18 protein-coding genes are annotated in these 24,920 nt (G+C 51.7%); 9 read left to right on the top strand and 9 right to left on the bottom strand.

Going from position 1 to position 24,920, the window contains the following annotated elements; all coding sequences use genetic code 11:
- Window positions 1-237 precede the first annotated feature (237 nt).
- From ACYVH9_RS17265 to nuoK, 4 genes are read left to right on the top strand one after another with little or no spacing between them, the layout of a single operon-like run.
- Window positions 238-2,661, top strand: coding sequence for an alpha-ketoacid dehydrogenase subunit alpha/beta (locus tag ACYVH9_RS17265; protein ID WP_460637641.1), 2,424 nt, complete (start codon window positions 238-240; stop codon window positions 2,659-2,661).
- 59 nt (window positions 2,662-2,720) lie between these two features.
- Complete coding sequence (locus ACYVH9_RS17270) at window positions 2,721-4,463, top strand: 4Fe-4S dicluster domain-containing protein (protein WP_460637642.1); 1,743 nt, start codon at window positions 2,721-2,723, stop codon at window positions 4,461-4,463.
- Between the two features lie 23 nt (window positions 4,464-4,486).
- Window positions 4,487-5,011 (top strand): NADH-quinone oxidoreductase subunit J family protein, encoded by a 525-nt coding sequence (locus ACYVH9_RS17275; RefSeq protein WP_460637643.1) that lies wholly within the window; start codon window positions 4,487-4,489, stop codon window positions 5,009-5,011.
- A 1-nt stretch (window position 5,012) separates the two neighbouring features.
- Entirely contained in the window at window positions 5,013-5,321 is a 309-nt protein-coding gene (gene nuoK / locus ACYVH9_RS17280; protein ID WP_460637644.1) for an NADH-quinone oxidoreductase subunit NuoK, read from the top strand.
- Between the two features lie 15 nt (window positions 5,322-5,336).
- Here the strand turns inward: nuoK and ACYVH9_RS17285 are convergent, their stop codons facing one another.
- The 5 genes from ACYVH9_RS17285 to ACYVH9_RS17305 all read right to left on the bottom strand — a co-directional run bounded on the left by ACYVH9_RS17285 (window position 5,337) and on the right by ACYVH9_RS17305 (window position 12,793).
- Window positions 5,337-6,737 carry an MBL fold metallo-hydrolase gene (locus ACYVH9_RS17285; RefSeq protein ID WP_460637645.1) on the bottom strand — a complete coding sequence of 467 codons (1,401 nt, stop codon included), beginning with the start codon at window positions 6,735-6,737 and terminating at the stop codon, window positions 5,337-5,339.
- Window positions 6,734-7,546, bottom strand: coding sequence for a sulfite exporter TauE/SafE family protein (locus ACYVH9_RS17290; protein ID WP_460637646.1), 813 nt, complete (start codon window positions 7,544-7,546; stop codon window positions 6,734-6,736). The genes ACYVH9_RS17285 and ACYVH9_RS17290 overlap by 4 nt, the downstream gene beginning before the upstream one ends.
- Before the next feature lie 85 nt (window positions 7,547-7,631).
- Window positions 7,632-9,131 (bottom strand): APC family permease, encoded by a 1,500-nt coding sequence (locus ACYVH9_RS17295; RefSeq protein ID WP_460637647.1) that lies wholly within the window; start codon window positions 9,129-9,131, stop codon window positions 7,632-7,634.
- Window positions 9,132-9,269: 138 nt separating this feature from the next.
- Window positions 9,270-12,266, bottom strand: coding sequence for a protein translocase subunit SecDF (gene secDF / locus ACYVH9_RS17300; protein ID WP_460637648.1), 2,997 nt, complete (start codon window positions 12,264-12,266; stop codon window positions 9,270-9,272).
- A gap of 149 nt (window positions 12,267-12,415) precedes the next feature.
- Window positions 12,416-12,793 carry a hypothetical protein gene (locus tag ACYVH9_RS17305; RefSeq protein WP_460637649.1) on the bottom strand — a complete coding sequence of 126 codons (378 nt, stop codon included), beginning with the start codon at window positions 12,791-12,793 and terminating at the stop codon, window positions 12,416-12,418.
- Window positions 12,794-12,917: 124 nt separating this feature from the next.
- Here ACYVH9_RS17305 and nadC point away from each other — a divergent pair, with 124 nt between their 5' ends.
- The 3 genes from nadC to nadB all read left to right on the top strand — a co-directional run bounded on the left by nadC (window position 12,918) and on the right by nadB (window position 16,520).
- Entirely contained in the window at window positions 12,918-13,751 is an 834-nt protein-coding gene (gene nadC / locus ACYVH9_RS17310) for a carboxylating nicotinate-nucleotide diphosphorylase (protein ID WP_460637650.1), read from the top strand.
- Between the two features lie 194 nt (window positions 13,752-13,945).
- A complete protein-coding gene (gene nadA / locus ACYVH9_RS17315) occupies window positions 13,946-14,869 on the top strand; it encodes a quinolinate synthase NadA (RefSeq protein WP_460638157.1) in 924 nt (307 codons plus the stop codon).
- 55 nt (window positions 14,870-14,924) lie between these two features.
- The gene (gene nadB, locus ACYVH9_RS17320; protein ID WP_460637651.1) at window positions 14,925-16,520 is read left to right on the top strand and encodes an L-aspartate oxidase; all 1,596 of its coding nucleotides are present in this window, start codon (window positions 14,925-14,927) and stop codon (window positions 16,518-16,520) included.
- Here nadB and ACYVH9_RS17325 read toward each other — a convergent pair.
- The 3 genes from ACYVH9_RS17325 to ACYVH9_RS17335 all read right to left on the bottom strand — a co-directional run bounded on the left by ACYVH9_RS17325 (window position 16,517) and on the right by ACYVH9_RS17335 (window position 19,964).
- Complete coding sequence (locus tag ACYVH9_RS17325; protein WP_460637652.1) at window positions 16,517-17,659, bottom strand: serine hydrolase domain-containing protein; 1,143 nt, start codon at window positions 17,657-17,659, stop codon at window positions 16,517-16,519. The two genes, nadB and ACYVH9_RS17325, sit on opposite strands and share 4 nt — an antisense overlap.
- A 197-nt stretch (window positions 17,660-17,856) precedes the next feature.
- Entirely contained in the window at window positions 17,857-19,131 is a 1,275-nt protein-coding gene (locus ACYVH9_RS17330) for a dicarboxylate/amino acid:cation symporter (protein WP_460637653.1), read from the bottom strand.
- A gap of 110 nt (window positions 19,132-19,241) precedes the next feature.
- Window positions 19,242-19,964, bottom strand: coding sequence for an arylesterase (locus ACYVH9_RS17335; RefSeq protein WP_460637654.1), 723 nt, complete (start codon window positions 19,962-19,964; stop codon window positions 19,242-19,244).
- Window positions 19,965-20,127: 163 nt separating this feature from the next.
- On the opposite strand from ACYVH9_RS17335, the gene ACYVH9_RS17340 reads away from it, so the two are divergent.
- A complete protein-coding gene (locus tag ACYVH9_RS17340; RefSeq protein WP_460637655.1) occupies window positions 20,128-20,826 on the top strand; it encodes an ABC transporter ATP-binding protein in 699 nt (232 codons plus the stop codon).
- A gap of 65 nt (window positions 20,827-20,891) precedes the next feature.
- Entirely contained in the window at window positions 20,892-23,402 is a 2,511-nt protein-coding gene (locus tag ACYVH9_RS17345) for an ABC transporter permease (RefSeq protein WP_460638158.1), read from the top strand.
- A 66-nt stretch (window positions 23,403-23,468) separates the two neighbouring features.
- On the opposite strand, the gene ACYVH9_RS17350 is transcribed toward ACYVH9_RS17345, so the two are convergent.
- Window positions 23,469-24,785: a hypothetical protein gene (locus tag ACYVH9_RS17350; RefSeq protein ID WP_460637656.1), complete on the bottom strand. Its 1,317-nt coding sequence runs from the start codon at window positions 24,783-24,785 to the stop codon at window positions 23,469-23,471.
- Window positions 24,786-24,920: the final 135 nt, after the last annotated feature.

A 24,920-nucleotide genomic window follows, 5' to 3' on the forward strand; every position in this document is an offset into this window, starting at 1 on the left:
CCTATTATGCTACAAAAGGTTTGCCAACATTTATTTGGCAGATGTTTGCTTAACAAAGAAACTCAAAAAATCGTTTTTTTGAAAGCTGCCAAACTTTATATTATTTTTACTCCGACCGCCGGAGTTACTTTGTTTGTTCAATGATGATTCATTTTCGGTATCTTCCTGAAACACAATCATAAGCATTGAACGGGCAATTGACGAGCAAACAAGAACCTCTAAAACTATGGCCGTTCTGTGATTGCAAACGAACAACTGAATAGAACAGATACACTAACGCAGGCAAAAATCCTGCAGGACTACCGGCTGGCTTGTGAAAGCCGATCGGCCAGCCTGCTGGGCCGACGCGAAGTGATGGGGGGAAGAGCCAAGTTCGGCATTTTCGGCGATGGTAAAGAAATTGCCCAATTGGCAGCCGCTCACGCCTTCCAGGCCGGAGATTTCCGGTCGGGCTATTACCGCGATCAAACCTTCGTAGCCGCGCTCGGCCAGCTTACCTGGAACGAGTTTTTTGCCCAGCTTTACGCCCATACTGACCTCGAAGCCGACCCCAACTCGGGCGGTCGCCAGATGAACGGGCATTATGCTACGCGCTGGCTCGACGAAAACGGTTTGTGGCGCAATCAGACCGAACTGTATAACTCCATTGGCGATATTGCCCCGACGGCAGGCCAGATTCCCCGATCAATTGGGCTGGCCTACGCATCGCGGCTGTATCGTCAGAACCCTCATCTACACCTTTTGACGACATTCTCCCGAAATGGTAACGAAATTACGTTTGGAACCATTGGCGATGCCTCAACAACGCAGGGAATGTTTCTGGAAACCATGAATGCCGCCGGTGTTCTGCAGGTTCCGTTGCTGATGTCGGTCTGGGATGATGGCTACGGTATTTCGGTTCCGATTGAATACCAGACAACCAAAGGAAGCATCTCGAAAGCCCTGGCTGGTTTACAACGGACTGACACGGAAAAAGGCGTTGAAATCCTGACAGTCAAAGGCTGGGACTACCCCGCTCTGGTCGAAACATACCAGAAAGCGGCCCGCATTTGCCGGGAAGAACACGTGCCGGTCCTGGTGCATGTGCAGGAATTGACACAACCCCAGGGCCATTCGACTTCGGGCTCTCACGAACGGTATAAAAATCCAGAGCGACTGGAATGGGAACGTCAGCACGATTGCAACCGGCGATTCCGTCAGTGGATTCTGGATAATGAATTGGCTACGGAGGATGAATTGGCGGACATCGAACGGGAAGCAGCCCGCGTTGTCAAAATAGCTCGTCAGGAAGCCTGGAACGCCTATCTCGCTTCGTTAAAAGACGATTATGATGAGGCCATGCTCCTGCTGCAACAGGCTGTTGATACGGCCCGCCAAGGCGATGCAATTGCTGCAATCCGGGAACAGTTACGCAAAACCTACGTGCCCATTCGCCGGGATGCGGTGGCGGCTGTAAAACACGCCCTGCGGTATTTACGAACGGAAGAAACCGAAGCCAAACAAAAGCTGCTGGCGTGGCTGAACCGGGCAACTAGCGAAAACGAGGAGCGGTATAGCTCCCTGTTATACAGTCAGTCGCCAGATTCACCCTTGAAAGTGACGCCTGTGGCGGCCCAGTATTCGGAAGAAAGCCCGCTGATCGATGGGTATCAGATCATGCAACGGTATTTTGACCACCTTTTCGCCCGCGACCCCCGGGTGGTGGCGCTGGGTGAAGATGTGGGCTTTATTGGTGACGTAAATCAGGGCTTTGCCGGCCTTCAGGAAAAATACGGCGACCTGCGCATCACCGACACCGGAATTCGCGAAACGACCATCATTGGCCAGGGCATCGGAATGGCCATGCGCGGCTTGAAACCGATTGTTGAGATTCAATATTTCGATTACGTTTTTTACGCTCTGGCAACCCTCACCGACGATCTGGCGACCTTGCAGTACCGCACCAAAGGCGGTCAGAAAGCTCCGCTAATTATTCGGACACGCGGTCATCGGCTGGAAGGAATCTGGCACTCGGGTTCGCCGATGAGTGCAATGATTAATAGCCTGCGTGGGCTGCATGTGCTGGTGCCCCGCAACATGACCCAGGCAGCTGGCTTTTACAACACCCTCATCAAAGGTGACGACCCGGCCCTGCTGATTGAATGCCTGAACGGTTACCGCTTAAAGGAACGTCTGCCGGAAAACCTCGACGAGTTTTGCCTGCCCCTTGGCGTGCCCGAAACCCTGCGTGAAGGTTCCGATATCACGATTGTGACCTACGGTTCGATGTGCCGCATTGTGCTGGAAGCTGCCGAGCAACTCCGTGGTTTCGGGATAGATGCCGAGGTGATCGACGTACAGACCTTGTTGCCTTTTGATCGCTCACATGCCATCGTTGAATCCATCAAAAAGACCAGCCGGGTGCTGTTTGCGGATGAGGATTTTCCAGGGGGCGGAACCGCATACATGATGCAGCAGGTTATCGAAACCCAGCAGGCGTACCAATACCTCGATTCGGCACCGCGTACCCTGTCGGCTAAAGCCCACCGCCCGGCCTACGGCTCCGACGGCGATTACTTCTCCAAACCCAGTGTAGAAGATGTTTTCGACCTGGTATATGAAATCATGAATGAGTTCGATCCGGCTCGTTTTCCGAAATTATATGGAGAGGAAAAACGTTAGACAAGGGGAGAAAGAGAAAGCCTGCTAACTCTATCTTTCTTCTCTCCTCTATTTTTGCCATGAGCCACTATTTTAAAGACATACAGGAAGGTATCCAAACCACGTTGACGGGACTAAAACTTACGTTCCGTCATATTTGGAATGCCCGCCAAAGCCGCAAACCAATTAACGTCCAGCAACCGGACTATTTCAGCCAGGAAACGGGGATTGTTACACTCCAGTATCCATTTGAAACCATTCCGCTTCCAGACAATAGCCGCTACCGGTTGCACAACGAAATGGACGATTGCATCGTCTGTGATAAATGTGCCAAAGTATGCCCCGTGGATTGCATTACCATCGACGCCATCAAGGCTACGGAAGAAGTTGGAAAAGCCTCCGACGGTTCGCCCATTCGATTGTATGCGGGTAAATTTGACATTGACATGGCCAAATGCTGCTATTGCGGCCTTTGCACAACGGTTTGCCCAACCGAATGCCTGACAATGACAAAAACCTACGACTTTAGTGAGTACGAGTTGGGCAATATGACGTACCACTACGCCAATCTTTCGCCCGACCAGGCCGATGAAAAGCGGACTTTGTACGAGCAATTTTTGCGGGAAAAAGAAGAACTCAAAGCACAACAGGCAGCAGCCAAAGCCGCTCCCGCAGCCACGCCGGAAGCGCCAAAACGCCCCGCGTTCAGGCCCGGCATGAAACCGGCATCGAAACCTGCCGAAACAGAAAGTGAACCCGTAACACAACAACCGGCGGTTGAAGCCGAAGACTCCGCTTCAGCCGACAAAACCACGCCCAGGCCGCGCCCGGTCTTCCGGCCAATGCAGAAATCACCGGTCAATCAACCGGCTCCGGAAGAAGAAAAACCGTTAACGGAACAAAATTCGGCTGGTTCAGCGGCTGAGCACCCACTCACAGATGTCACGCCCGACGAAGCGGAGCGCATTGCCATGGAAGGGCTGGAAGAACAATCGGCCACACCCTCGCCTGCTCCCCGACCGGCGTTCCGGCCTACCATCCGTCCTAAAACGGCTTCCCCCGCTCAGGAAACCAAAGCTCCGGAGGCCAAAAGTACCGATGGCCCTGCTGCGGATGCGCCCAACCCAGCGCCCGCAAAACCTGCATTCCGGCCTACTCTGCGGCCGAAAGCAACACCAGCGGAGCAGCCCAAGCCCACGGAGGGGATTTCAACTGACCAACCGACGGCTTCGCTACCACCAACTGCTGAAGAAGAAAATCCGACCGTTGCCAAACCCACTTTCCGGCCTACCATGCGGCCCAAAACCGCAGCCGAACCAACGAACGAATTACCAAAACCGGTTGATTCGCCACCCAAGCCCGCTGCAGCTTCAGGGTTTCGGCCCACCATGCGACCCAAAACCGTTTCGCCAGCTGATTCAATCGATTCAAAAGCGGCAGAAATGCCTACTCCGGCTGAACCAACGACCGCTGGTGATCCAGCGGTCAATGAGGAAAAACCGGCCGCCAAGCCCGCATTTCGGCCTACTATGCGGCCCAATAACCCGCCGATAACGACCGAATCGGAACAGCCCACCGCCGAAACAGAGGATGTTAAACCAGCAGCAACCAAACCTGCATTTCGGCCTACTATGCGGCCCAAAACGGCTCCGGCTCCTCCTACTGAAGCGTCCAGCCCGGCGAATACCACGGCAGAAACACCAGTTCCACCGGCAGCAGAAGCCTCTTCGGAATCCGGGGAATCAGCCGTCGAAGCGCCCAAACCGCGTCCGTCATTTCGGCCTTCCATGAAGCCAAAAACACCGCCCCCGAGCGAATCATAATCATCAGGTAAACAGGCATATCCGTGGTTCAAATCATTTTTTATATCCTGATTCTCTTCTCCCTGGGTTCGGCACTAGCGATTTTGCTGACCAAGAATGCGTTGTACGCGGCTTTTTTCCTGCTGCTGACACTGCTCGGCGTGGCTGGTTTGTTCGTTCTGGCGGGCGCTGACTTTCTGGCTGCGTCGCAAATCATGATCTACGTGGGCGGGGTATTGGTCCTGATTATTTTTGGAGTCATGCTGACGCATAAAGCCGATGTGACGCAAACCGATTATGCACAACCCAATCATATTTTAACAAAACACCGGAGCTGGTTGTGGGCGCTGCTGGTGGCTGGTGGAATTTTCAGCATTTTGTACCGGGCGCTGGTACACGGTAACTTTGTTCTACTGAATCAGGGCGTACCGGCGTACCGCTCCACAGTCGATACGATTGGGCGCCAACTGATGACCGAGTTCTTAATACCGTTCGAAATTGCGGGCGTTTTATTACTGATTGCGCTGATCGGTGCCACCACCATAGCCGCTGCGTCAAGAAACAAATAATATGGAGATCAATTCGGGGCTATTCCTACTCGTCGGTGCTGCGTTGTTCAGCATTGGACTAGCCATTGTGATACTGAAACGGCACGCCATCATGGTATTGATGGGCATTGAGTTAATGCTGAATGCCGTCAACCTTAACCTGATTGCCTTCAGTCAGAACGACCCGGAACGGTTGCAGGGGCAGTTGTTCAGTTTATTCGTGATGATTGTTGCAGCTGCTGAAGCAGCGATAGCCCTGGCCATTATTTTGCAGGTATACCGCCACTTCAAAACCGTTCAACTGGACGAAATCAACGAACTAAAGCAGTAACCAGCCTGTTGCCCCTCAATGACTGCTGGCCAGAGGTTCGCCAACAACCGGCACCTGACCGGTTTTTTTGATCGCTCCCATGCCGCCTTCTACATTGACCACATTATCAAACCCGCGCGCTTTCAGGATTGATGCCGCCACCATCGAGCGGTAACCGCCCGCGCAGTGTACATAAACCGGATCGGTTTTGCTGATTTCCGCCATGTATTCGTTCAAGCGATCCAGTGGCAGGTTGTCTGCATCCTGAACGTGTTCTGCAGAAAACTCATCCGGTTTGCGAACGTCGACCACCTGTCCCCGCTCGTAGGTCCCGGCAAATTCTGCAGCCGAAATGGACACGACGGCATCCGTTTCCTTCCCAGCGGTTTTCCAGGCAGCAAAACCGCCTTCCAGGTAGCCAATGCTCTGATCGTACCCTACCCGCGCCAGTCGTTTAACGGTTTCCTCTTCCTGCCCGACGGGAGTGACCAGTGCAATGGGTTGTTTCAAATCCGGGACCAGCGCCCCCACCCAAGGAGCGAATTGCCCCTTCAGACCGATATTGATGGAGTTAGGAATAAATCCTGCCGCGAATTCTGCAGCATCGCGCACGTCGAGCACCAGTGCCCCGGTTTCATTCACGGCGGCTTCAAAGGCATCGGGTGAGAGTGCCCGGTTTCCCCGATCCATCACATTGTCGATCGTTTCGTAGCCTTCTTTGTTCAACCGGGCGTTTTCGGCAAAATAAGCGGGGGCCTGAGTTAACCCCTCCAGAACAGCTTCGATGAACGCTGCTTTGGTGTGGGCGCGGAGTGCGTAGTTAAACCGCTTCTGATTCCCAAGCGTATCGGTAGTCTCCTTGCTCATGTTTTTGCCACAGGCCGAACCGGCACCGTGGGCCGGATACACGATAATATCGTCTTCCAGCGGTATGATTTTCGTGTGCAGGCTATCGTATAGCATTCCGGCCAGATCCCGCTCCGTCAAATTGCCCTTAATGGCCAGATCCGGACGGCCTACATCACCGATAAACAGGGTATCGCCCGTAAAAATGGCGTGGTTTCTCCCGTTTTCGTCAATGAGCAGGTATGTAGTGGATTCGGGCGTGTGCCCGGGTGTATGCAACACTTTGATGGTAACCTTTCCTAACTTTAGTTCTTCGCCATCCTGCGCGTGATGAGCCTCAAATTCGGTTTGCGAATTGGGGCCATATACAATGGTTGCACCCGTTTTTTTTGCCAAATCCAAATGCCCCGAGACGAAATCCGCGTGAAAGTGCGTTTCAAGCACATAGCTGATGCGGGCACCGTTGCGATTGGCTTTGCTGATGTAGGAATCGGTATCACGCAGCGGATCAATCACAGCCGCTTCACCCTCACTTTCAATATAATAAGCCCCTTGAGCCAGGCACCCGGTATACAATTGTTCGATGATCATGACTTACTAATTTCGTTAATCAGAATATACACAGCGACGGACAACACCAGCCCGCCAAAACCGCGCTTTAAATGAACAGGCGACACAAACCGGGACGCGTAAATGCCCAGCAGGATGCCGCCGATGGAGAATGTTGTAAACTCGAGTAAAAACCGCCAATCCAGGTCGGTGCGGTTCAGATCACCCGAAAAACCAACAAAAGAGTTAATGGCAATGATCAGCACGGACGTAGCCACCGCCCGGTGCATGGGTAAAGCTGCCAGCAACACCAGAATCGGCACAATCAGAAACCCACCCCCTGCACCGATAGTTCCCGTCAGCAAGCCCACTCCTAACCCATCCAGCGCCAGCAAACCCAGATGCGGACGGCCCGATCTTGGCTCTTCCAGACTCGGTTGTCGGATCATAACCAGTGCCGCTACAATCATAACAAAGGCAAAGAAATAAAGAATCGCTTCGTTTTTCGGTATGGAAACCGATCCGTATCGAAACAGCGGATCAGGCATGGCCGGAACCAGAAACCGCCGGGTGAGAAAAACCGAAAGAAAAGAAGGGATGGCAAAAGCCGCCGTGACGGTAAAGTCAATCTGCTTTTTGAAGGCATACCCTATCGCGCCAACCAACGACGTGGCCCCTACTACAAATAAGGAGTACGACGTAGCCAGCACCGGTTGAATATGAAATAAGTAAACAAAAATAGGTACCGTCAGAATGGAGCCTCCTCCCCCCGCCAGGCCAATGACCACCCCGGCTATTACCGCAGCACCATAGCCCACTAGTTCCGTCCCGCTTATCAATCCAAGTGCCATATACCGTGTAGCCTATAGAATAAGCAGAAAAGCCTCCCGTACTTAAACGAGAGGCTTTTCCGTAAAAAATAAAATCAGTTTTTTGCTACAAATCATTCAATTTACTGTGACGACGGCTGTAGGCAAAGTAAACGATCATGCCCAAAAGGAGCCAAACAACCGCCAGTTGCTGCGCCAGACCGCTCAGGTTGAAAATCAGAATGGTATTTACAATAATACCCAACGGGGCAATAATGTTTAACGCTGGTGCCTTAAAAGGACGTTCGCGATTCGGATCACGGCGACGCAGAATCCAGACGGCCAGACAAACCATTGCAAAGGCAAACAGCGTTCCGAAGCTGGTCATATCACCCAACAAACTGATGGGTGTGAAAGCCGCCACGATGGAGACAATGGTACCTACCAGAATAGTGCTTTTCCAGGGCGTTTTGAAAGTCGGGTGAATTTCGCGGAAAAAGCCCGGCAACAGACCGTCTTTGGCCATGCCCAGAAAAACGCGGGTTTGTCCCAGCATCATCACCAGCATCACCGATACCAGACCCACGGTAGCTGCCGTCGTGATAATGAATACGGCCCAGCCTTGTCCGGCTTTGTCGAACGCATACGCTACTGGAGCTTTCAGGGCATCACCAACGATATCCTGGTAGTTGATCATCCCGGTCAGGACCAGCGAAACGAGAATGTACAGAATCGTACATACCAGCAACGAAGTGATGATTGCAAACGGCATATCTTTCCGAGGATTGACGGCTTCACCGGCCTGAGTCGATACAGCATCAAAACCGATGTAAGCAAAGAAAATAGCCGAAGCACCGCTCAAAACACCCGACCAGCCATACGCCTGATGCGGTTGCCCGTCTTCGCCCGGAATGGTGGTTGGTTCGGGGATAAACGGTTTCCAGTTTTCAGGAATCACGTAAAAAACACCCACTACAATGACAAAAATAACCGCCGTTACTTTCAGAATTACGATCAGGTTGTTGGTATTAGCCGCTTCTTTGATTCCTTTGATGAGGATATACGTAACCAGCCAAACAATGAGGAAAGCGGGTAAATTGATGGCAAATTTGGGTTCTGCCAGGCCGTTCTGCAGCGCATAGTTGGCAGCCGAAACCGGGTCATTGCGTAGCCAGAAAGGAATGTCGACTCCAAGGAGATGCAGTAGCTTATTAAAATATCCCGACCAGCTGACGGCAACTGTCATGGCCCCCATCGCATACTCCAGAATCAACCCCCATCCGATTGCCCAGGCAAACAACTCACCAATGGTTCCGTAAGCATAAGCATAGGCCGAACCCTCAACGGGCAACATGGAAGCAAACTCGCCGTAACAGAGGGCCGCAAAAATACAGCCGATACCGGCTACAATAAATGACAACGCCAGCGCCGGACCAGCGTGGTAGTGGGCGGCTGTTCCGGTCAATACAAAAATCCCACCCCCAATGATAGCCCCGATCCCGATGGCCGTCAGGCTCCACTTACCCAGAACCCGTTTTAATTCACTTTTTTGAATGTCCTGCTCGAACAGGTACATTGGCTTTTTACGCCAGACACTCCGGTCATTGACTGGGGTTTTGGTTTCCATGTAGGAAAGAATGTTTAGGTACTATAACAAATGTTGACGAAATATTAATTGGCGAACTAGGCAGTAATGCTACAAAATAATTCGCAGAAAAACGAAAAAGCTGAACCTCACAGTTCAGCTTTTTCGTCTCATACTCAATTAGGCACGTGCCGTTTTGGTGTTCTTGGCCACAATTTCGGGCGTTGTTGGCGTATCATTCAGTTGATCTTTGTTCAGGGCGTCAACCACGATTGGCGTTGCCACAAACAGCGATGAATACGTTCCGACAATGACCCCGATCAGCATCGCGAACGAGAAACCACGGATGGTTTCACCCCCGAAGATAAACAGGACGATCAGCACCAGCATCGTAGAAAGTCCCGTTACAGCCGTACGGCTCAGGGTGCTGTTCAAAGCATTGTTGATGATAACCGCAATGCTTTCTTTCCGGCCCTTCGTATCGCGCAGGTACTCCCGAACCCGGTCAAAGACCACAACGGTATCGTTCATCGAATACCCCATGATGGTAAGCAAAGCACCGATAAACGCCTGATCGACATCGAGTGAGAACGGCAGAAAACCGTTGCCAATCGAGAAGATAGCCAGAATGATCAAAACATCGTGGAACAGGGCCACTACGGCGCCGTAACCAAACGCCAGTTTCTTGAACCGGATCAGGATGTAGCTGAATACCACCGCAACCGCCAGCAGAATCGACCACATGGCCGAGTAAATCAGGTCGTTGGCAATAGCCGGGCCCACTTTCTGCGAGCTTTCAATCGACCCTTTGTTACCCTGAATTTTGCCCAGACCGGCCAGCAGTTTTTTCTCGGTTTCTTTATCCGATTCCGGGTTGATGTCATCCGCCAGGTAGCTGGTAGTTACCCGAACCTGACTGGCACCGCCCACACCCGTTCCGCCGTAGGTTTTTACTTCCAGCGAGCCCGGCAGTTCATTTTCCAGGGCGTCCCGTACTTCGTCGGTACTGACGCTTTTCTCGAAACGCACCACATACGACCGACCACCTTTGAAGTCGACCCCCAAGCCAAAGCCCTTGAACAGGACGGAAATGATTCCCAAGGCAATGATGGTCGATGAAATCGTGTAATACAGTTTACGACGCGACACGAAATCGAAAGCCGAATCTTTGAACAGGTTTTTCGACCAGCTGGTACCAAACGCCAGTGTCCGGCCATTTTTCACATACTGCTCCAGAATAATCCGGGTGATGAAGATGGCCGCGAACAGCGATGTCAGGATACCAATCACCAGCGTTGTTGCAAAGCCCAGGATCAGACCCGTTCCGAAGATGAACAGAATGACCCCCGTCAGCAGCGTTGTTACGTTGGAGTCGATAATAGAGGAATAAGCATTCGTAAAACCGTCGGCGATGGCCTGCTTGAACGGTTTGCCCAGCGCCATTTCTTCCTTGATCCGCTCAAAAATCAGTACGTTCGCATCGACGGCCATACCGATCGTCAACACGATACCGGCAATACCCGGCATGGTCAACACCGCTCCCAGCGAAGCCATGATACCCAGCAGGAAGAACAGGTTGACAAACAGCGCCAAGTCAGCAATAAAACCGGCCCGGCCATAATAAGCCACCACAAAGACCAGTACGATCACCAGACCAACCAGCGACGAAATCACCCCGGCCGAAACGGCTTCCGAACCCAGCGTAGCTCCTACAACGGCCTCTTCCACAATGTTGGTCGGTGCGGGCAGCTTCCCGGCTTTTAGGATATTGGCCATATCCTTGGTTTCATCAACGGTAAAGTTTCCTGAAATGCTGGAGCTACCATTCGGAATCTCATTCTGAACCGTCGGTGCAGTATAGACCAGGTTATCCAGGATAATCGCTACCGGCCGGTTGATGTTGGCCGCCGTCAGGGTACGCCATTTGCGGGCTCCTTCAGCGTTCATACGCATCGTCACTTCCGGACGGCCGCGATCATCGTAATCATTCGTTGCATCCACAATCACATCACCTTCCAGCGGAGCTCTTCCTGCCGGTTTGCGGATAAAGTACAGGGGCAGAATTTCTTTGTTATCGTTGGTAACGATCGGCTTGCGGTCCCACAGCAGCACCGCATCCACCGGGAACAGGGCTTTTACGTTCGGACTGCTCAGGATATCATTGGCCCGCGCCGTGTCTTTCAGGTACACACCCAGTTGGTTTTGCGAAATGGGTACAAATAAGCTCGTCAAAGCCGCATTTTGGGCTGCCGTTGCCGACGTATCGGTTTTAGCCGTATCATTTTTAGCGGCCTGGTTTTTCTGAGCCAATTGGGCCGCCAGCGAGTTATCTTGTTTCGTTGTATCGGTCGTTGCGGAGGGGCTAGCGGACTTCTGGGCGGCTGCCTGTTTCCGTTCGGCTTCAATCTGCACCAGGTAAGCACCCAACTGATCCAGACCACCGGCCACATCGTTCAGCGTATACACTTCAGCGAACTCCAGTTTAGCCGCACCCGACAGCAGGCGACGCACCCGCTCGGGGTTGTCAACGCCCGGCAACTCAATCAAAATCCGACCGGAACCCGGCAACCGCTGAATGTTCGGGTTTGCCACTCCAAATTTATCTACCCGTGCCTGGATGATCTGAAACGCCCGGCTGAGTGAACCGTCGACCTCGTCATTGATCATTTTCCGAACCTCGGCATCCGACGACTGGAAGTTGATTTTACCCCGGTTGGCACTGTTGGCAAAAATAGACGCCAGCTTCGTGTTAGGAGCAATATCCTTGTAAGCACTGATGAACAGGTCCACATATTTCGACTGGCTAGACTTTTGGTCTTCCGTTGCTTTTTTCAACGCCTGTTCGAATTTTGGGTCCCGCGTTCCACCAGCCAAGCCACGTAGAATGTCGGCGGGAGAAACTTCCAGCACCACGTGCATACCGCCTTGTAAGTCAAGACCCAAGCCCAGCTCGCGGGTGGTTACTTCCTCCAGGGTATTGCCCAGATAAACTGGCTCTTTCCAGAGCGAATCGATGTAATGTTGCTTTTTATCAAGGTCGACATTACCGTTGGCAAGCGTAGCGTAGTTCGTCGCGTCTTGTTTGATGCTGTTCGACACGAACGTAAAAGACAGATAGTAAATGCACAAAAGCGCAATTACACCCGTCAGAATGAGTATTCCGACTCGGTTTTGCATTATTGATTAAGAATAAAGAGAAAAGATTTGAGATAAATAGGAAAAGAGAATGGATGGAGTGCGTTGACACCTAAGATGCAGTAAAACCGTATTGGTGCGGTTTTTGTCTGCTATCTTCTGTCTAACATCTCACTTCAGAAGCACAAAAATCAGGGCGCATTGATGGCTATGTGATGCCCAAAAACGTAGCAGAGGAACGAGAAATAAAAATACGGTATTTCAAAAAAACGGGGGATTACCGTCTGTTTCAGTACAAAAAAGAGTACTGGCGGTGGCAGCAGATAAACCGTTTGGGAAAAGCCGAACGTATGCGCGGGGGTAACCACCGCATCAAAGGAAGTAGCCTGAACAGTGGCTTCCTGGTGGTTATCCGACTTGGTGTCCTTTTTCGGCGTTTGAACAGTTTGCCGGGCCGGAAGTTGTTCAACAGACAGCCATGACGGCCCACCCGATGCAACCAGCAGGAGCAACCCGGTCAGAAAGAGGCTCATCAAACGAATTAAGTTCGTACGCTGTTGTTGCTTCATAGACGTTTTAACCGACTCGCCCGAACGAGGGGAACAAATTTCGCAATTGTTCCGCAAGAAAGCAAATCGGTTTTTTTCAGGCATTTTTCAAGAAGTCTACTAACTTTCGCCGAAATAAGTAAACATGACATTACAGGAATTTATACAACTAGCCTTGGCCGAAGACGTGGGTGACGGCGATCATACATCCCTATCGACCATTCCGGCGGATGCTCAACGGCGTGCCCGACTGTTGGTGAAACAGGACGGAATTCTGGCGGGTGTTGAAGTGGCGGAAGCCGTTTTTCGGGAAGTAGATCCGGATTTGGAGGTTCACGTTAATATTCAGGATGGTTCAGCCATTCACTATGGCGACATCGTGCTGACGGTCAGTGGCCGGGCGCAATCCATTCTGAAAGCGGAGCGACTGGTGCTCAACTGCATGCAGCGGATGAGTGGTATTGCGACCCACACCCGAACGATGGTGAATTTGCTGGAAGGCACCAAAGCGCAGCTACTGGATACCCGCAAAACGACGCCGAACTTCCGGGTCTGTGAAAAATTAGCGGTTAAAATTGGGGGCGCCGTTAACCATCGGTTCGGATTGTTCGATATGATTCTGATCAAAGACAACCACATCGATTACGCGGGCGGCATCGAAGCCGCCGTCACCAAAGCCGTTGCTTATCTGGAAACCACGGGGCGGTCGCTGCCCATTGAAGTGGAAGTCCGGAACCAGAAAGAGGTGGAGGAAGTACTGCGGCTCGGTCACGTCGACCGGATGCTGCTGGATAATTTTGAACCCGACGAACTAAAAAAAATGGTGGACCTGATCGACGGGCGCATTGTAACCGAAGCCTCGGGTGGCATCAACGATACCAACCTGCGAGCCTATGCCGAAACCGGTGTCGATTACATCTCGTCCGGCGCTTTAACCCACCAGGTGAAAAGTCTCGATATGAGTTTAAAAGCCTATTAACCCCTCCCGTTCCTCTGATGAACGCTGCGTACTAGCTTACTCCAATGTTCATCAGAGAAAACCAGGGTTTATCGGAGAAAATTAGCGTCAGTTTTTGTTTACTCACTATGGCAACGATCCCACTCACATTAGATGAAGAAATCCGGCAAATCGGCTACATCAGCCGGTCGACGCCGAAAGATAAACAGGTTTTGATGGACGAAATCCGGCGGATGAAAAAAGAGAAAAACGCCGTGATTCTCGCCCACTACTACGTCGACAGCGACATTCAGGACCTGGCCGACTACATCGGTGACAGCCTGGGCTTGTCGCAGCAGGCAGCCGCCACCGATGCCAAAATGATTGTATTCTGCGGAGTGCACTTCATGGGCGAAACCGCCAAAATTCTTTCACCCGATAAAAAAGTGGTGATTCCGGACATGAACGCCGGTTGCTCGCTGGCGGATTCGGCACCGGCGGATGAGTTTGCGGCTTTCAAGGCGAAATATCCGGATCATATCGTGATTACGTACATCAACTGCTCGGCGGAAATCAAGGCATTGTCGGACATTATCTGTACGTCGTCGAATGCCGTCAAGATTGTTGAAAGCCTGCCGAAAGATCAGAAGATTATCTTTGCACCGGATGCCAACCTCGGCCGGTTTGTAGCCAAAAAAACCGGTCGCGACATGGTTTTGTGGGATGGCGCCTGCATTGTTCACATCGACATTTCGCAGGAAAAACTGACGGCTCTGCGGCAGAAATACCCGGCGGCCAAGTTCATTGCCCACCCCGAATGCCAGGAACATATTCTGAGCCAGGCCGATTACGTGGGCTCAACCACGGCGCTATTGAAATACGTGGTCGATCAGCCCGACGAAGTGTTCATTGTTGGAACAGAAGCCGGGATTCTGCACAAAATGAAGCAGGCCGTACCCAACAAGAAAATCATTCCGGCACCGGCCAGCGAAAATAACACCTGCGCCTGTTCGGAATGTCCATACATGAAAATGAACACGCTCGAAAAGTTGTATAACACCTTGTTTTACGAAAAACCGGAGATTTTTGTCCCGGAAGACGTGCGCGTGAAAGCCGAAGCCTCGGTGTTGCGGATGCTGGAAATGAGTAAGGGATTGTAACGTTGAATCCATTAACCCGACTTATAAATTGTAGTAGAATAGCGCTTGCCTTCCTATGCCCCAACACTTCGATTTCCTTGTAATCGGTTCCGGAATTGCCGGACTGAGTTACGCCACCAAACTGGCGATTCATTTTGAAGAAACCGGCCGGGCCGTCCGGATTGCCGTCATTACGAAAGTCCGGGCCGACGAAACCAACACCAAGTACGCGCAGGGTGGTATTGCCGCCGTGTGGGCCGAGGAAGATTCCTTCGAAAAACACATCGAGGATACGATGATTGCGGGCGACTTCCTGAGCAAACGGGAGGTGGTCGAAATCGTGGTGCGGGAAGCGCCCGAACGAATTCGCGAGCTAATCGACTACGGCACGCGCTTCGACAAGGAAGACGATGGTGACTACGACCTGGCGAAAGAAGGTGGACATTCCGATCACCGGATTCTGCATTTTAAAGATATTACGGGCGCCGAAATCGAGCGGGCGTTGCTTGAAAAAGCGCAGTCGTTGCCCTCCATCGAAATTTTCACGCATTACTACGCCGTCGACCTGATCACGCGGCACCACCTGGGCGAAACCGTACACCGCTACGATACCGACAACCGTTGCTTCGGGGCTTACGTACTGGACACCCAAACCGGACGCGTCGAGAAGTTCCTGGCCAAAACGACACTCCTGGCCACGGGTGGCATCGGCAATGTTTACCAGAGCACGACCAACCCAACCATTGCGACCGGCGACGGAATTGCGATGGCGTACCGCGCCAAATCGATCTGCAAGGACATGGAATTCATCCAGTTCCACCCAACGGCCTTGTACGAACCGGGCAAAAAGCCCAGCTTTCTGATTTCGGAAGCCGTGCGCGGTTTTGGCGGTATTCTGAAAAACATAAAGGGCGAGACGTTCATGGAGCACTACGACGCGCGTCTGTCGCTGGCTCCGCGCGACATTGTGGCCCGCGCCATCGACTCCGAAATGAAAAAATCCGGCGACCCGCACGTCTACCTGGATGTGACGCATTGCGATTTCGGAAAATTTGTCGAGCACTTTCCCAACATTACAGCCTACTGCCGCGACAACCTTGGCATCGACGTTCGGAAAGACTTCATTCCCGTTGTTCCGGCGCAACATTACATGTGCGGGGGGATTAAAGTGAACGAGTTCGGCCAGACGAACATCCATTTCCTGTATGCCGCCGGAGAATGTTCCTGCACGGGCCTGCACGGTGCCAACCGACTGGCTTCCAATTCGTTACTCGAAGCCGTTGTTTTTGGACACCGGGCCTACCAGAAAACCGTCGAGCATTTTGAAGAAGCCGTGATTCCCGACAACCTGCCGGAATGGAATGACGCCGGAACCACGCACCCCGAGGAGCTGGTGCTGGTAACGGAAATGCAGCGCGAACTGGAGTCGATCATGTCGAATTATGTCGGTATTGTTCGGACAAACCGCCGGATGAAACGGGCACTGGACCGGCTGGAACTCATCTATTTAGAACACGAAGAACTGTACCGGCAGTCGAAAGTATCGAACCGGATTTGTGAATTGCGGAACATGATTGAAGTGGCTTATCTGGTCATCAAAGCCGCAATGGCCCGGCGCGATAATCGGGGGCTGCATTTCAACGCGGACGTTGAGAAACACGACTTGGTTTAAATATCCACCTCGCCCGTTTCGGCTTCCGGTTCGGCATTGGAAGAGTGACCGTGCAACACTTCCAGTAACTCCTTGACCTGGTAAACGGATTTGTTGTAACGGTTGCTCAGCAGAATGATTACAAAATCATCTTTCGGGCTGAACCAGAACAGACTGTTGTAGCCTTTCCACCAACCCGTGTGGTAAATGTATTCCGGCTGGTTTTTACTGTCGACGTACATCCGAAAACCGTAGCCATAATTTCTCGTGCCTTTGCGCTCGAAGCTCCGGGGCAGAAAGGCTTCGGCCAGCAATGATTTCCGGAGCAGGCAATCGCCGTTGAGCGCCCGGTACCACCTGAACAAATCGCCGACGGTGGAGTAGATCCCTTTGTCACCCACCACGTTATCGTAATAATCCTTTGGAATTCGGCGGTTCCACTGGTAGCCTGCCGTGCGGTACTGATTGATGGAATCGTTGCGGGTGGTGGCTACCCACGTATGTTTCATTCCAAGGGGCTCGAAAATATTCTTCTTGATAAATTGGTCGAACGGCATTGCCGTCACTTTCTCGATAATAGCCGCCAGCACGCAGTAGTTGGTATTGCTGTAGCTGAACGTACGGCCCGGAATGTTGTAGCGCTGGGGCGTTGGATGCACATTGGCAAACCAATGCATGATTTCGGCGTTGGTCGGATACGGTTTTTCGAACTTGTAAAAGTTGATTCGCATGCTGTCTTCAAACGCGTAGGCATAGTTCGGCAAACCACTCCGGTGCGACAGCAGGTTCTCGATGGAAATCCCAGGATACGGAAAATCCGGGAAGAATTTCTGAACTGAATCCTGAAGACTCAGCTTTTTGGCTTCAATCAATTTGAGCGTTGCCACCGCCGTAAATGTTTTGGACAGCGATGCCAGCTGAAACTTGGAGAGTTCGTTCAGGGTATCGCGGGAAGAACGTTCGAAATGCGACAAACCAAACGAGTTTTTGTAGAGGATCACCCCCTTCTGCGCAATCAAAATATTGCCGTTGAAACCCGCCCGGACCTTGCCCTGAACGATAGCTTCAATTTTACGGATTTTTTCATCAGCACCGATTTCCTGGCGAATGGACCGTTCTTCTGACGGGCTCAAGACCTGATCTTCCGCACAATTGTGCATGGCCTTGGCCGACCGGTTCAATTTTTTCTCCTCACTCGAATTACACCCAGCACTAATCAAAATGGCAAAAATCCCTGCCCAAATTCCCGATACTCTCATTCCTGACGTCGATTGCACTAAACTTGATACTGATTTACGGCACCTGCAAACAAAAATACATTTTTTATAACCACCCCAAAGGCTTTTTTAGCAAACCGTCAGTATTTGTAATTCGTCAGTTCTTCCTTATCCTGCTCACCAAACGCTTTTTGCATTTTTGTCCGGTCAAACTCATTTTCGTTGTTGGCGATAAAAATGGTTGCAACGGTATTTCCGATGATATTGGTAATCGAACGTGCTTCCGACATAAACCGATCAACACCGAGCAACAGCGCCAGCCCCTCAACCGGGATGACGTGCACGGCGGTCAGCGTAGAAGCCAGCACGATAAAACCACTGCCCGTTACGCCCGCTGCTCCTTTCGACGTCACCATGAGAATACCGATAATGGTCAGCTCCTGCCCCAGCGTCAGATCGACATTGAAAACCTGCGCCAGAAAAATAGTGGCCATCGACAGGTAAATCGTTGTACCGTCCAGATTGAATGAATACCCCGCCGGTACCACCAGCCCCACCACCGACCGCGAACATCCCATGCTTTCGAGTTTATCCATAATCTGCGGCAGCGCTGACTCCGACGAAGACGTTCCGAACACAATCAGCAATTCCTCTTTGATGTACTTCAGAACCTTCCACAAACTGACCCGGTAATAACGTAAAATTAGATTTAGCACGACAAAAATGAACAGAAACATTGTTGCGTAAACCGTTCCCATCAGTTTCGCCAATGGCAGAAGCGTCATCAGTCCGTATTTGCCAATGGTAAACGCCATCCCGCCGAACGCTCCCAGAGGTGCCAGTACCATTACCACATTGAGAATGTTGAAAAATACCCGCGATAGCTTCTCGAAAGTAGCAATCAGCGAATGGCCCCGTTCGCCCATGCGCGTCAGGCCCACACCAAACAGAACTGAAAACACCAGCACCTGGAGAATTTCGCCCTCGGCAAAGGATCGGATGGCATTGTCCGGAACGATGTGCAGGAAAAATTTAACCCAGTCCATTCCCTGGCCTTGGGAGGTATACATCGAAACATCGCCCCCCTGCACAGCCGTTGCCTGCACCCCCGCACCGGGTTTTACAACGTTGGCAATCACGATCCCGATAATTAAAGCCAGCGTTGTGACAATTTCAAAGTACAGCAACGCCTTCCCACCTACCCGACCTACTTTCTTCAAATCACCCATATTACTGATTCCCAACACAATGGTCAGGAAAATAATGGGCGCAATCACCATTTTGATCAGGCTGATGAATATATCCCCCAGCGGCTTGAGTTTGGCGGCTGTTTCCGGAAAAAAATGGCCAACGATAATACCGAGCGTAATGGCGACGAGTACGCGGAAAGTCAGGTTATTCAGGAGTTTGCGCACGGCGGTTATGGCAAGAGAAATTTTAAGTCTTAAAACCGTAAACCTGCCAAGTCTTTAAAGCGAGGCTATTCCAGATCGCCCAGACCTGACAGGTTTTAGAAGTAGTAGAGTTATAACTGTTGTTTTTGTAGTACCGGCTCCAGTACTTTCCACACATTATCGGCCACAATTTGGTGCCCCTCCGCCGTAGGGTGAATTCCGTCTGGCTGGTTCAGTTTCCGGATTCCACCGACGTTCTCGAGCAGAAAGGGAATCAGTACGGTTTTATTCTTATCGGCCAAATCGGTGTACATTTTGTAAAACTGCTCCGAATAATCTGGTCCGAGGTTGGGCGGAATGCGCATCCCGGCCAAAACGATCTGGGCCTGTGGACTTTTCAGCCGAACGGTATCGATGATGGCTTGCAGATTTTTCCGGGAATCATCGAGCGGAATACCCCGCAGACCGTCGTTGGCCCCCAATTCGAGCACAAATACATCGACGGGTTTGCGCAACACCCAGCTGATTCGGCTTTTGCCGCCCGCGGTTGTTTCCCCACTCGACCCCGCGTTGACAATTTGGTAATCGTAGCCGGCAGCTTTGGCTTTTTCGCCGACCAGAGCCGGAAAGGCTTCGGCGGGGTCCAGCCCGTAACCCGCCGTCAGGCTGTTGCCAAAAAAAAGAATCGTTTTGCGGGTATTCTCTTCCTTTTTATCCGGTGCATCCGTCGTCGACGGTTTTTCATCCTGTGTCTGACTAGTTTCTGTTTTGGAGTTGCACCCCCACATCAGGGCCAGCCATAACCAACTCACCAACCAGAGGTTGTAATTGGCGCTCTTTTTCTGTAAATTCATTATTTGTGCCGTTTTCAGGTAATTGTATTGACCTCTCCCAAACAAAAATAAGGTTTATTTATCCATTTAGCCCTATTTCAACCCCTTTATCATATTATCCACCCGTCTCGTGAATAAAACGGTCACGAATTGGTTATCTACTTGTTCTGTTAACTATTGACTTATGAGTATTCTGCGTGCTGAAAACCTGACGAAAACTTACCAAAGCGGGGGGCGTACTTTAACGGTACTAAACTCCGTGAGCTTTGACATTCAGGCCGGTGATACCTTTTCCATTGTCGGCCCGTCGGGAAGCGGCAAAACCACCCTGCTGGGGCTGTGTGCCGGGCTTGACCGAGCCTCGTCGGGGAGCATTTACCTGAACGGGATTAAACTTGATACCCTCAGCGAAGACGAACGGGCCGCCGTTCGAAATCAGTACGTGGGGTTTATCTTCCAGAATTTCCAGCTCCTCCCTACCCTGACGGCCCTGGAGAACGTAATGGTTCCGCTGGGGTTGCGGGGCGAAAAACGCGTGGAAAAAACCGCTCAGGAATTGCTGGAGCGCGTTGGCCTGGGGCAACGCGGTCACCATTATCCGACGCAGCTTTCGGGGGGTGAACAACAACGGGTTTCGCTGGCGCGCGCCTTTGCCAATCGGCCCAAAATCCTGTTTGCTGACGAACCGACCGGTAACCTCGACGCCGACACCAGTGCGACCGTCGTAGATCTGATTTTTGAACTAAACCGCGAAGCCGGAACCACGCTGGTACTGGTCACCCATGACCTTGAACTGGCTTCACGAACCCAACGCATCATCCGCATCAAAGGCGGCAATCTGGTGTCGGATACGCTCACGGAAAACCGCATTGCCACCAACTGATGGATCGTCAACGGCCCCAATTAAAACCGCAGTCCGCGTCGGTTTTCAATCCCTGGTTGTGGAAGATGGCCTGGCGCGACAGTCGCCGGAGCCGTCAGCGGCTTTTCCTGTTTATGTCGGTCATCGTGCTGGGCATTGCGGCCCTGGTCGCCATCAATTCATTTGGCGATAATTTATCCCGCAGTGTTGATGAACAGGCTCGTGAGCTCATCGGAGCCGATCTGGTGTTGACCACCAATAAGGAAATCAGCAAAAAAACGGAACAGTTTTTAGCTGCCATCAGTCCCGAACGAAGCCGTGAGGTGGCCTTTCCGTCGATGGTCATGTTTCCGCGTTCGGGCGGTGTCCGGCTGGCGCAGGTAAAAGCCATGCAGGGCCAATTTCCGTACTACGGTGCCTGGGAAACGCAGCCTGGCAACGCCGTTGCCTTGTTTCAAAAGGCTAACCAAAACCGGCAGCGGATTGCACTGGTGGATGATGCGCTGCTGGTTCAACTGAACGCCCAACCCGGTGATTCGGTGAAAGTTGGACAGCTCATGTTTTACGTCGCGGGGCGGGTACTGAAAATTCCCGGCCAGACGGCCGTAACTACAACGGTGGCCCCAACGGTTTTTATTCCGCACGTTTTTTTACCGGAAACCGGTTTGCTGCAACGCGGCAGTCGGGTTACCTACCGGTCGTATTATCAATTTGAACCCGGTACAGATGTCGAAAAATACGTTAAAAGCATTTCTGCCCGCCTTGATAAACTGGGTATCAACTCCGACACCATTGCGGAGCGCAAACAGCAAACCGGCCGTGCCTTCGCCGACCTGACCAAGTTTCTGAACCTGGTGGCATTCGTCGCCCTGCTGCTGGGCTGCGTGGGCGTAGCCAGTGCCGTTCATCTCTATGTGAAAGAGAAAATTGCTTCGGTGGCGGTGCTGCGTTGTTTGGGGGCCAGCGGACGGCAGGCGTTTTTGATTTACCTGATTCAGACGTCGCTGATGGGTTTGCTGGGCGCCCTGGTGGGCGCAGCGCTGGGTACGGTTTTGCAACTGATTCTTCCCGCGGTTTTTGGCAATTTTCTGCCGGTTGAGGTCGTAACGACCATTTCCTGGCAAGCCGTGGCCCAGGGCATTGCCGCCGGATTACTCATTGCAATTTTGTTTGCCCTCCTGCCCTTGCTGGTGATCCGGAAAGTGGCTCCGCTCCGAACGCTCCGCAGTTCTTATGACGATGATGTAACGGGTCGCGATCCGCTTCAGTGGGCCATCTATGGTGCCATTCTTGTGTCAATCATTGGATTTGCCTACTGGCAAATCCGCGACTGGAAAATGGCGCTTAGTTTTACGACCGGCCTGGCCTTTGCGTTCGCTGTTCTGACGGGAATCGGTCAGTTGTTGATGTTGCTGGTCCGACGGTTTTTTCCGGTTTCGTGGAGTTACATCTGGCGGCAAAGTCTGGCGAACCTATACCGCCCGCAGAACCAGACGCTGATTCTGGTTATTTCGATCGGGCTGGGCGCTTTTCTGATAGCGACGCTGTACCTCACGCAAACCTTATTGCTCAGCCGGGTGCAATTATCGGCCAGTGGCAATCAGGCCAATATGGTGTTGTTCGACATTCAGAATGAGCAGCAAGCGGGCGTTCAGCAGTTGGTCCAACAGCATAAACTACCCGTATTGCAGGAGGTACCGGTGGTCACGATGCGGCTCGCCGAAATCAACGGGCGAGCGGTTGAAGCCATTCAAAAGGATACCAGCGCCAAGATTCCCGACTGGGCCCTGACCCGCGAATACCGGGTTACATACCGCGATTCCCTGATCAGTTCGGAGAAGTTGACCGAAGGCAAAATTCCGTATCAAGCCAACCAGCACATCTATATCTCGGTGGAAAAAGGCTATTTGGAACGGATGAAACTTAAGCTGGGCGATACGCTGGCGTTCAATGTGCAGGGACTGATTATTCCTACCATTGTTGGTGGTACGCGTGAAGTAGACTGGAACCGGGTGCAAACCAACTTTCTGATTGTCTTTCCTTCAGGCGTTCTTGAACAGGCTCCGCAGTTCCACGTGCTGATGACCCGCGTTGAAAACACGCAGCAATCCGCTCAATTTCAGCGTGACCTGGTTGTCCGCTACCCAAATGTATCGGCAATTGACCTGGGGTTGATTCTGAAAACACTTGACGAAGTGCTGGCGAAAGTTTCATTCGTCATCCGGTTTATGGCCTTGTTCAGCATCGTCACAGGTTTACTGGTCCTGAGCAGTTCGGTGATTATCAGTAAATACCAACGAATTCAGGAGAGCGTTCTCTTGCGAACCCTGGGGGCCAGTCGTCGGCAGATTTTGCTAATTACCCTCATTGAGTACTTGTTTCTTGGCCTGATCGCAGCGCTGTCGGGCATTGTGCTGTCGTTGGCAGGAACCTGGGGCCTGGCCTATTTTGTCTTCGAAGTACCGTTTGCACCCGACTTCACTCCGCTCCTGGCGGTGGTTGGTGTCGTAACGGTTTTAACCATTGTCATTGGTTTATTCAACAGCCGTGGTGTGTTGGTTCGTCCGCCATTGGAAGTGCTCCGCGCCGAAGCATAAAACTTAAATGTACCAGAAACCGTTCTCGTTTGTTTGCCGAGAACGGTTTCTATTTTTCTAATCACATCAATCAAAGCCTCTCAGCGTGAAATATCCTTCAATATTGTGCCGTCCGATCTCCTTTTGTTGCTTGGCACTAACGTAGCCACCCTGTAATACGTTGAATTTACCTTTTAAGTAGCCGCCCCCCGTCTTCCCCATTTCTTCAATGGTGATTGACCCGTTACAATCAGCATACCCCCGCTCCTTATCGTAATTGTAACTATTCAGTACATACGTGTCATTCCCTTTTTTGAAAGCCGCCGACAAGATCGTAGGATATTTGGGAATTGGGTCTACCTGGTAATTCCACCGATGGCTACCGATCTCCCCATGCCACTCAATAATAAAAATTTTAAGTTCTTCTTTTTCCTCCAGTAATCCCAGCTGATAAAAACTTGGCCCAACTTTAATGAAGTTAACCTTCTTTTCTGATTGCCAGGGACCATCATCAATGCGGTAATGCAATCCTTCGTCCGGCAGTACAGTGATATTTGCAATCAACAGCAATTGACCCGTATACTTTCCTGTTGGGTCTTTCAGCTCGACGCTCACACTTACTTCTGTTGGTTTATCGACCCGGTCAGGGGCCGCATACGTAGCCCCTGATCCACTGCTCACCAATTCGCCCGGGCCGCCCAACTGCCAGGCCGTCCCCCTTCCACCATTTTTAATATACTTGGCGTCCACCGGTTTGGCATTCTTATTCATGATGGCTTTGCGGGATATTTTGAATGGATCGCTGGAAGCTGGCAAATACGAAACAACCTGCAAGCCAAGCCGTTCTGCCGCCACCATCGACCCTTTAATCGGAATCAATTCAACCCCTTTCGCTATCGTCCAGTCGCTGAAATGCGTCGTCAGGACACTCACGGTTTTTGCGGCCTGATTGACAACCGGATCGGCGGCATAGGACCAAAACCCGTTCTCATCCTGAAAAGCTAGTCCGAGGCCCAAAACCGTCCCCATTTCTTCTTCCCGCCCCGCATACGAGAACTGAATGGTAACCGGTTTGGCGAATTGAGTACCGTGCGGTAACAGACGCATGCCCGTTCCCAGTCCGGCTGGGGCGGTTTTCTCAACGGCCTGCATCGAGCAAACCGTATTGGTACTGACCGCACCCGCCGGAACAATCAGCTTTATGGACTGGTCAGGTGACGTAAATTCGCCCCCCGTCGGTGTGATCGTAAATGAAGTTTTTTCCCCGATAGGATTGCCCAGGGGCAAAGCAACGGGATTTTCGGTTTCATCGGATGATGGATCTGGATCCAATGCCGCTTTTCGGCAAGCGGATAGAGAAACTACCAGTGCCCAGACCAGTAGCAGGTACCATTTAATGTTCACGGATGTAGTATTTGTTGTTAGAAAAAACAAAGCGGTTATGAACCACTTTCACGAAGTAAAAGTGGTTCATAACCGCCAAAATCGTAACGTAACTTATTTAAACCGCTACCTATATTCTTTAAAACAGGAATCTAC

The sequence above is a fragment of the Larkinella harenae genome (genome assembly GCF_054780515.1).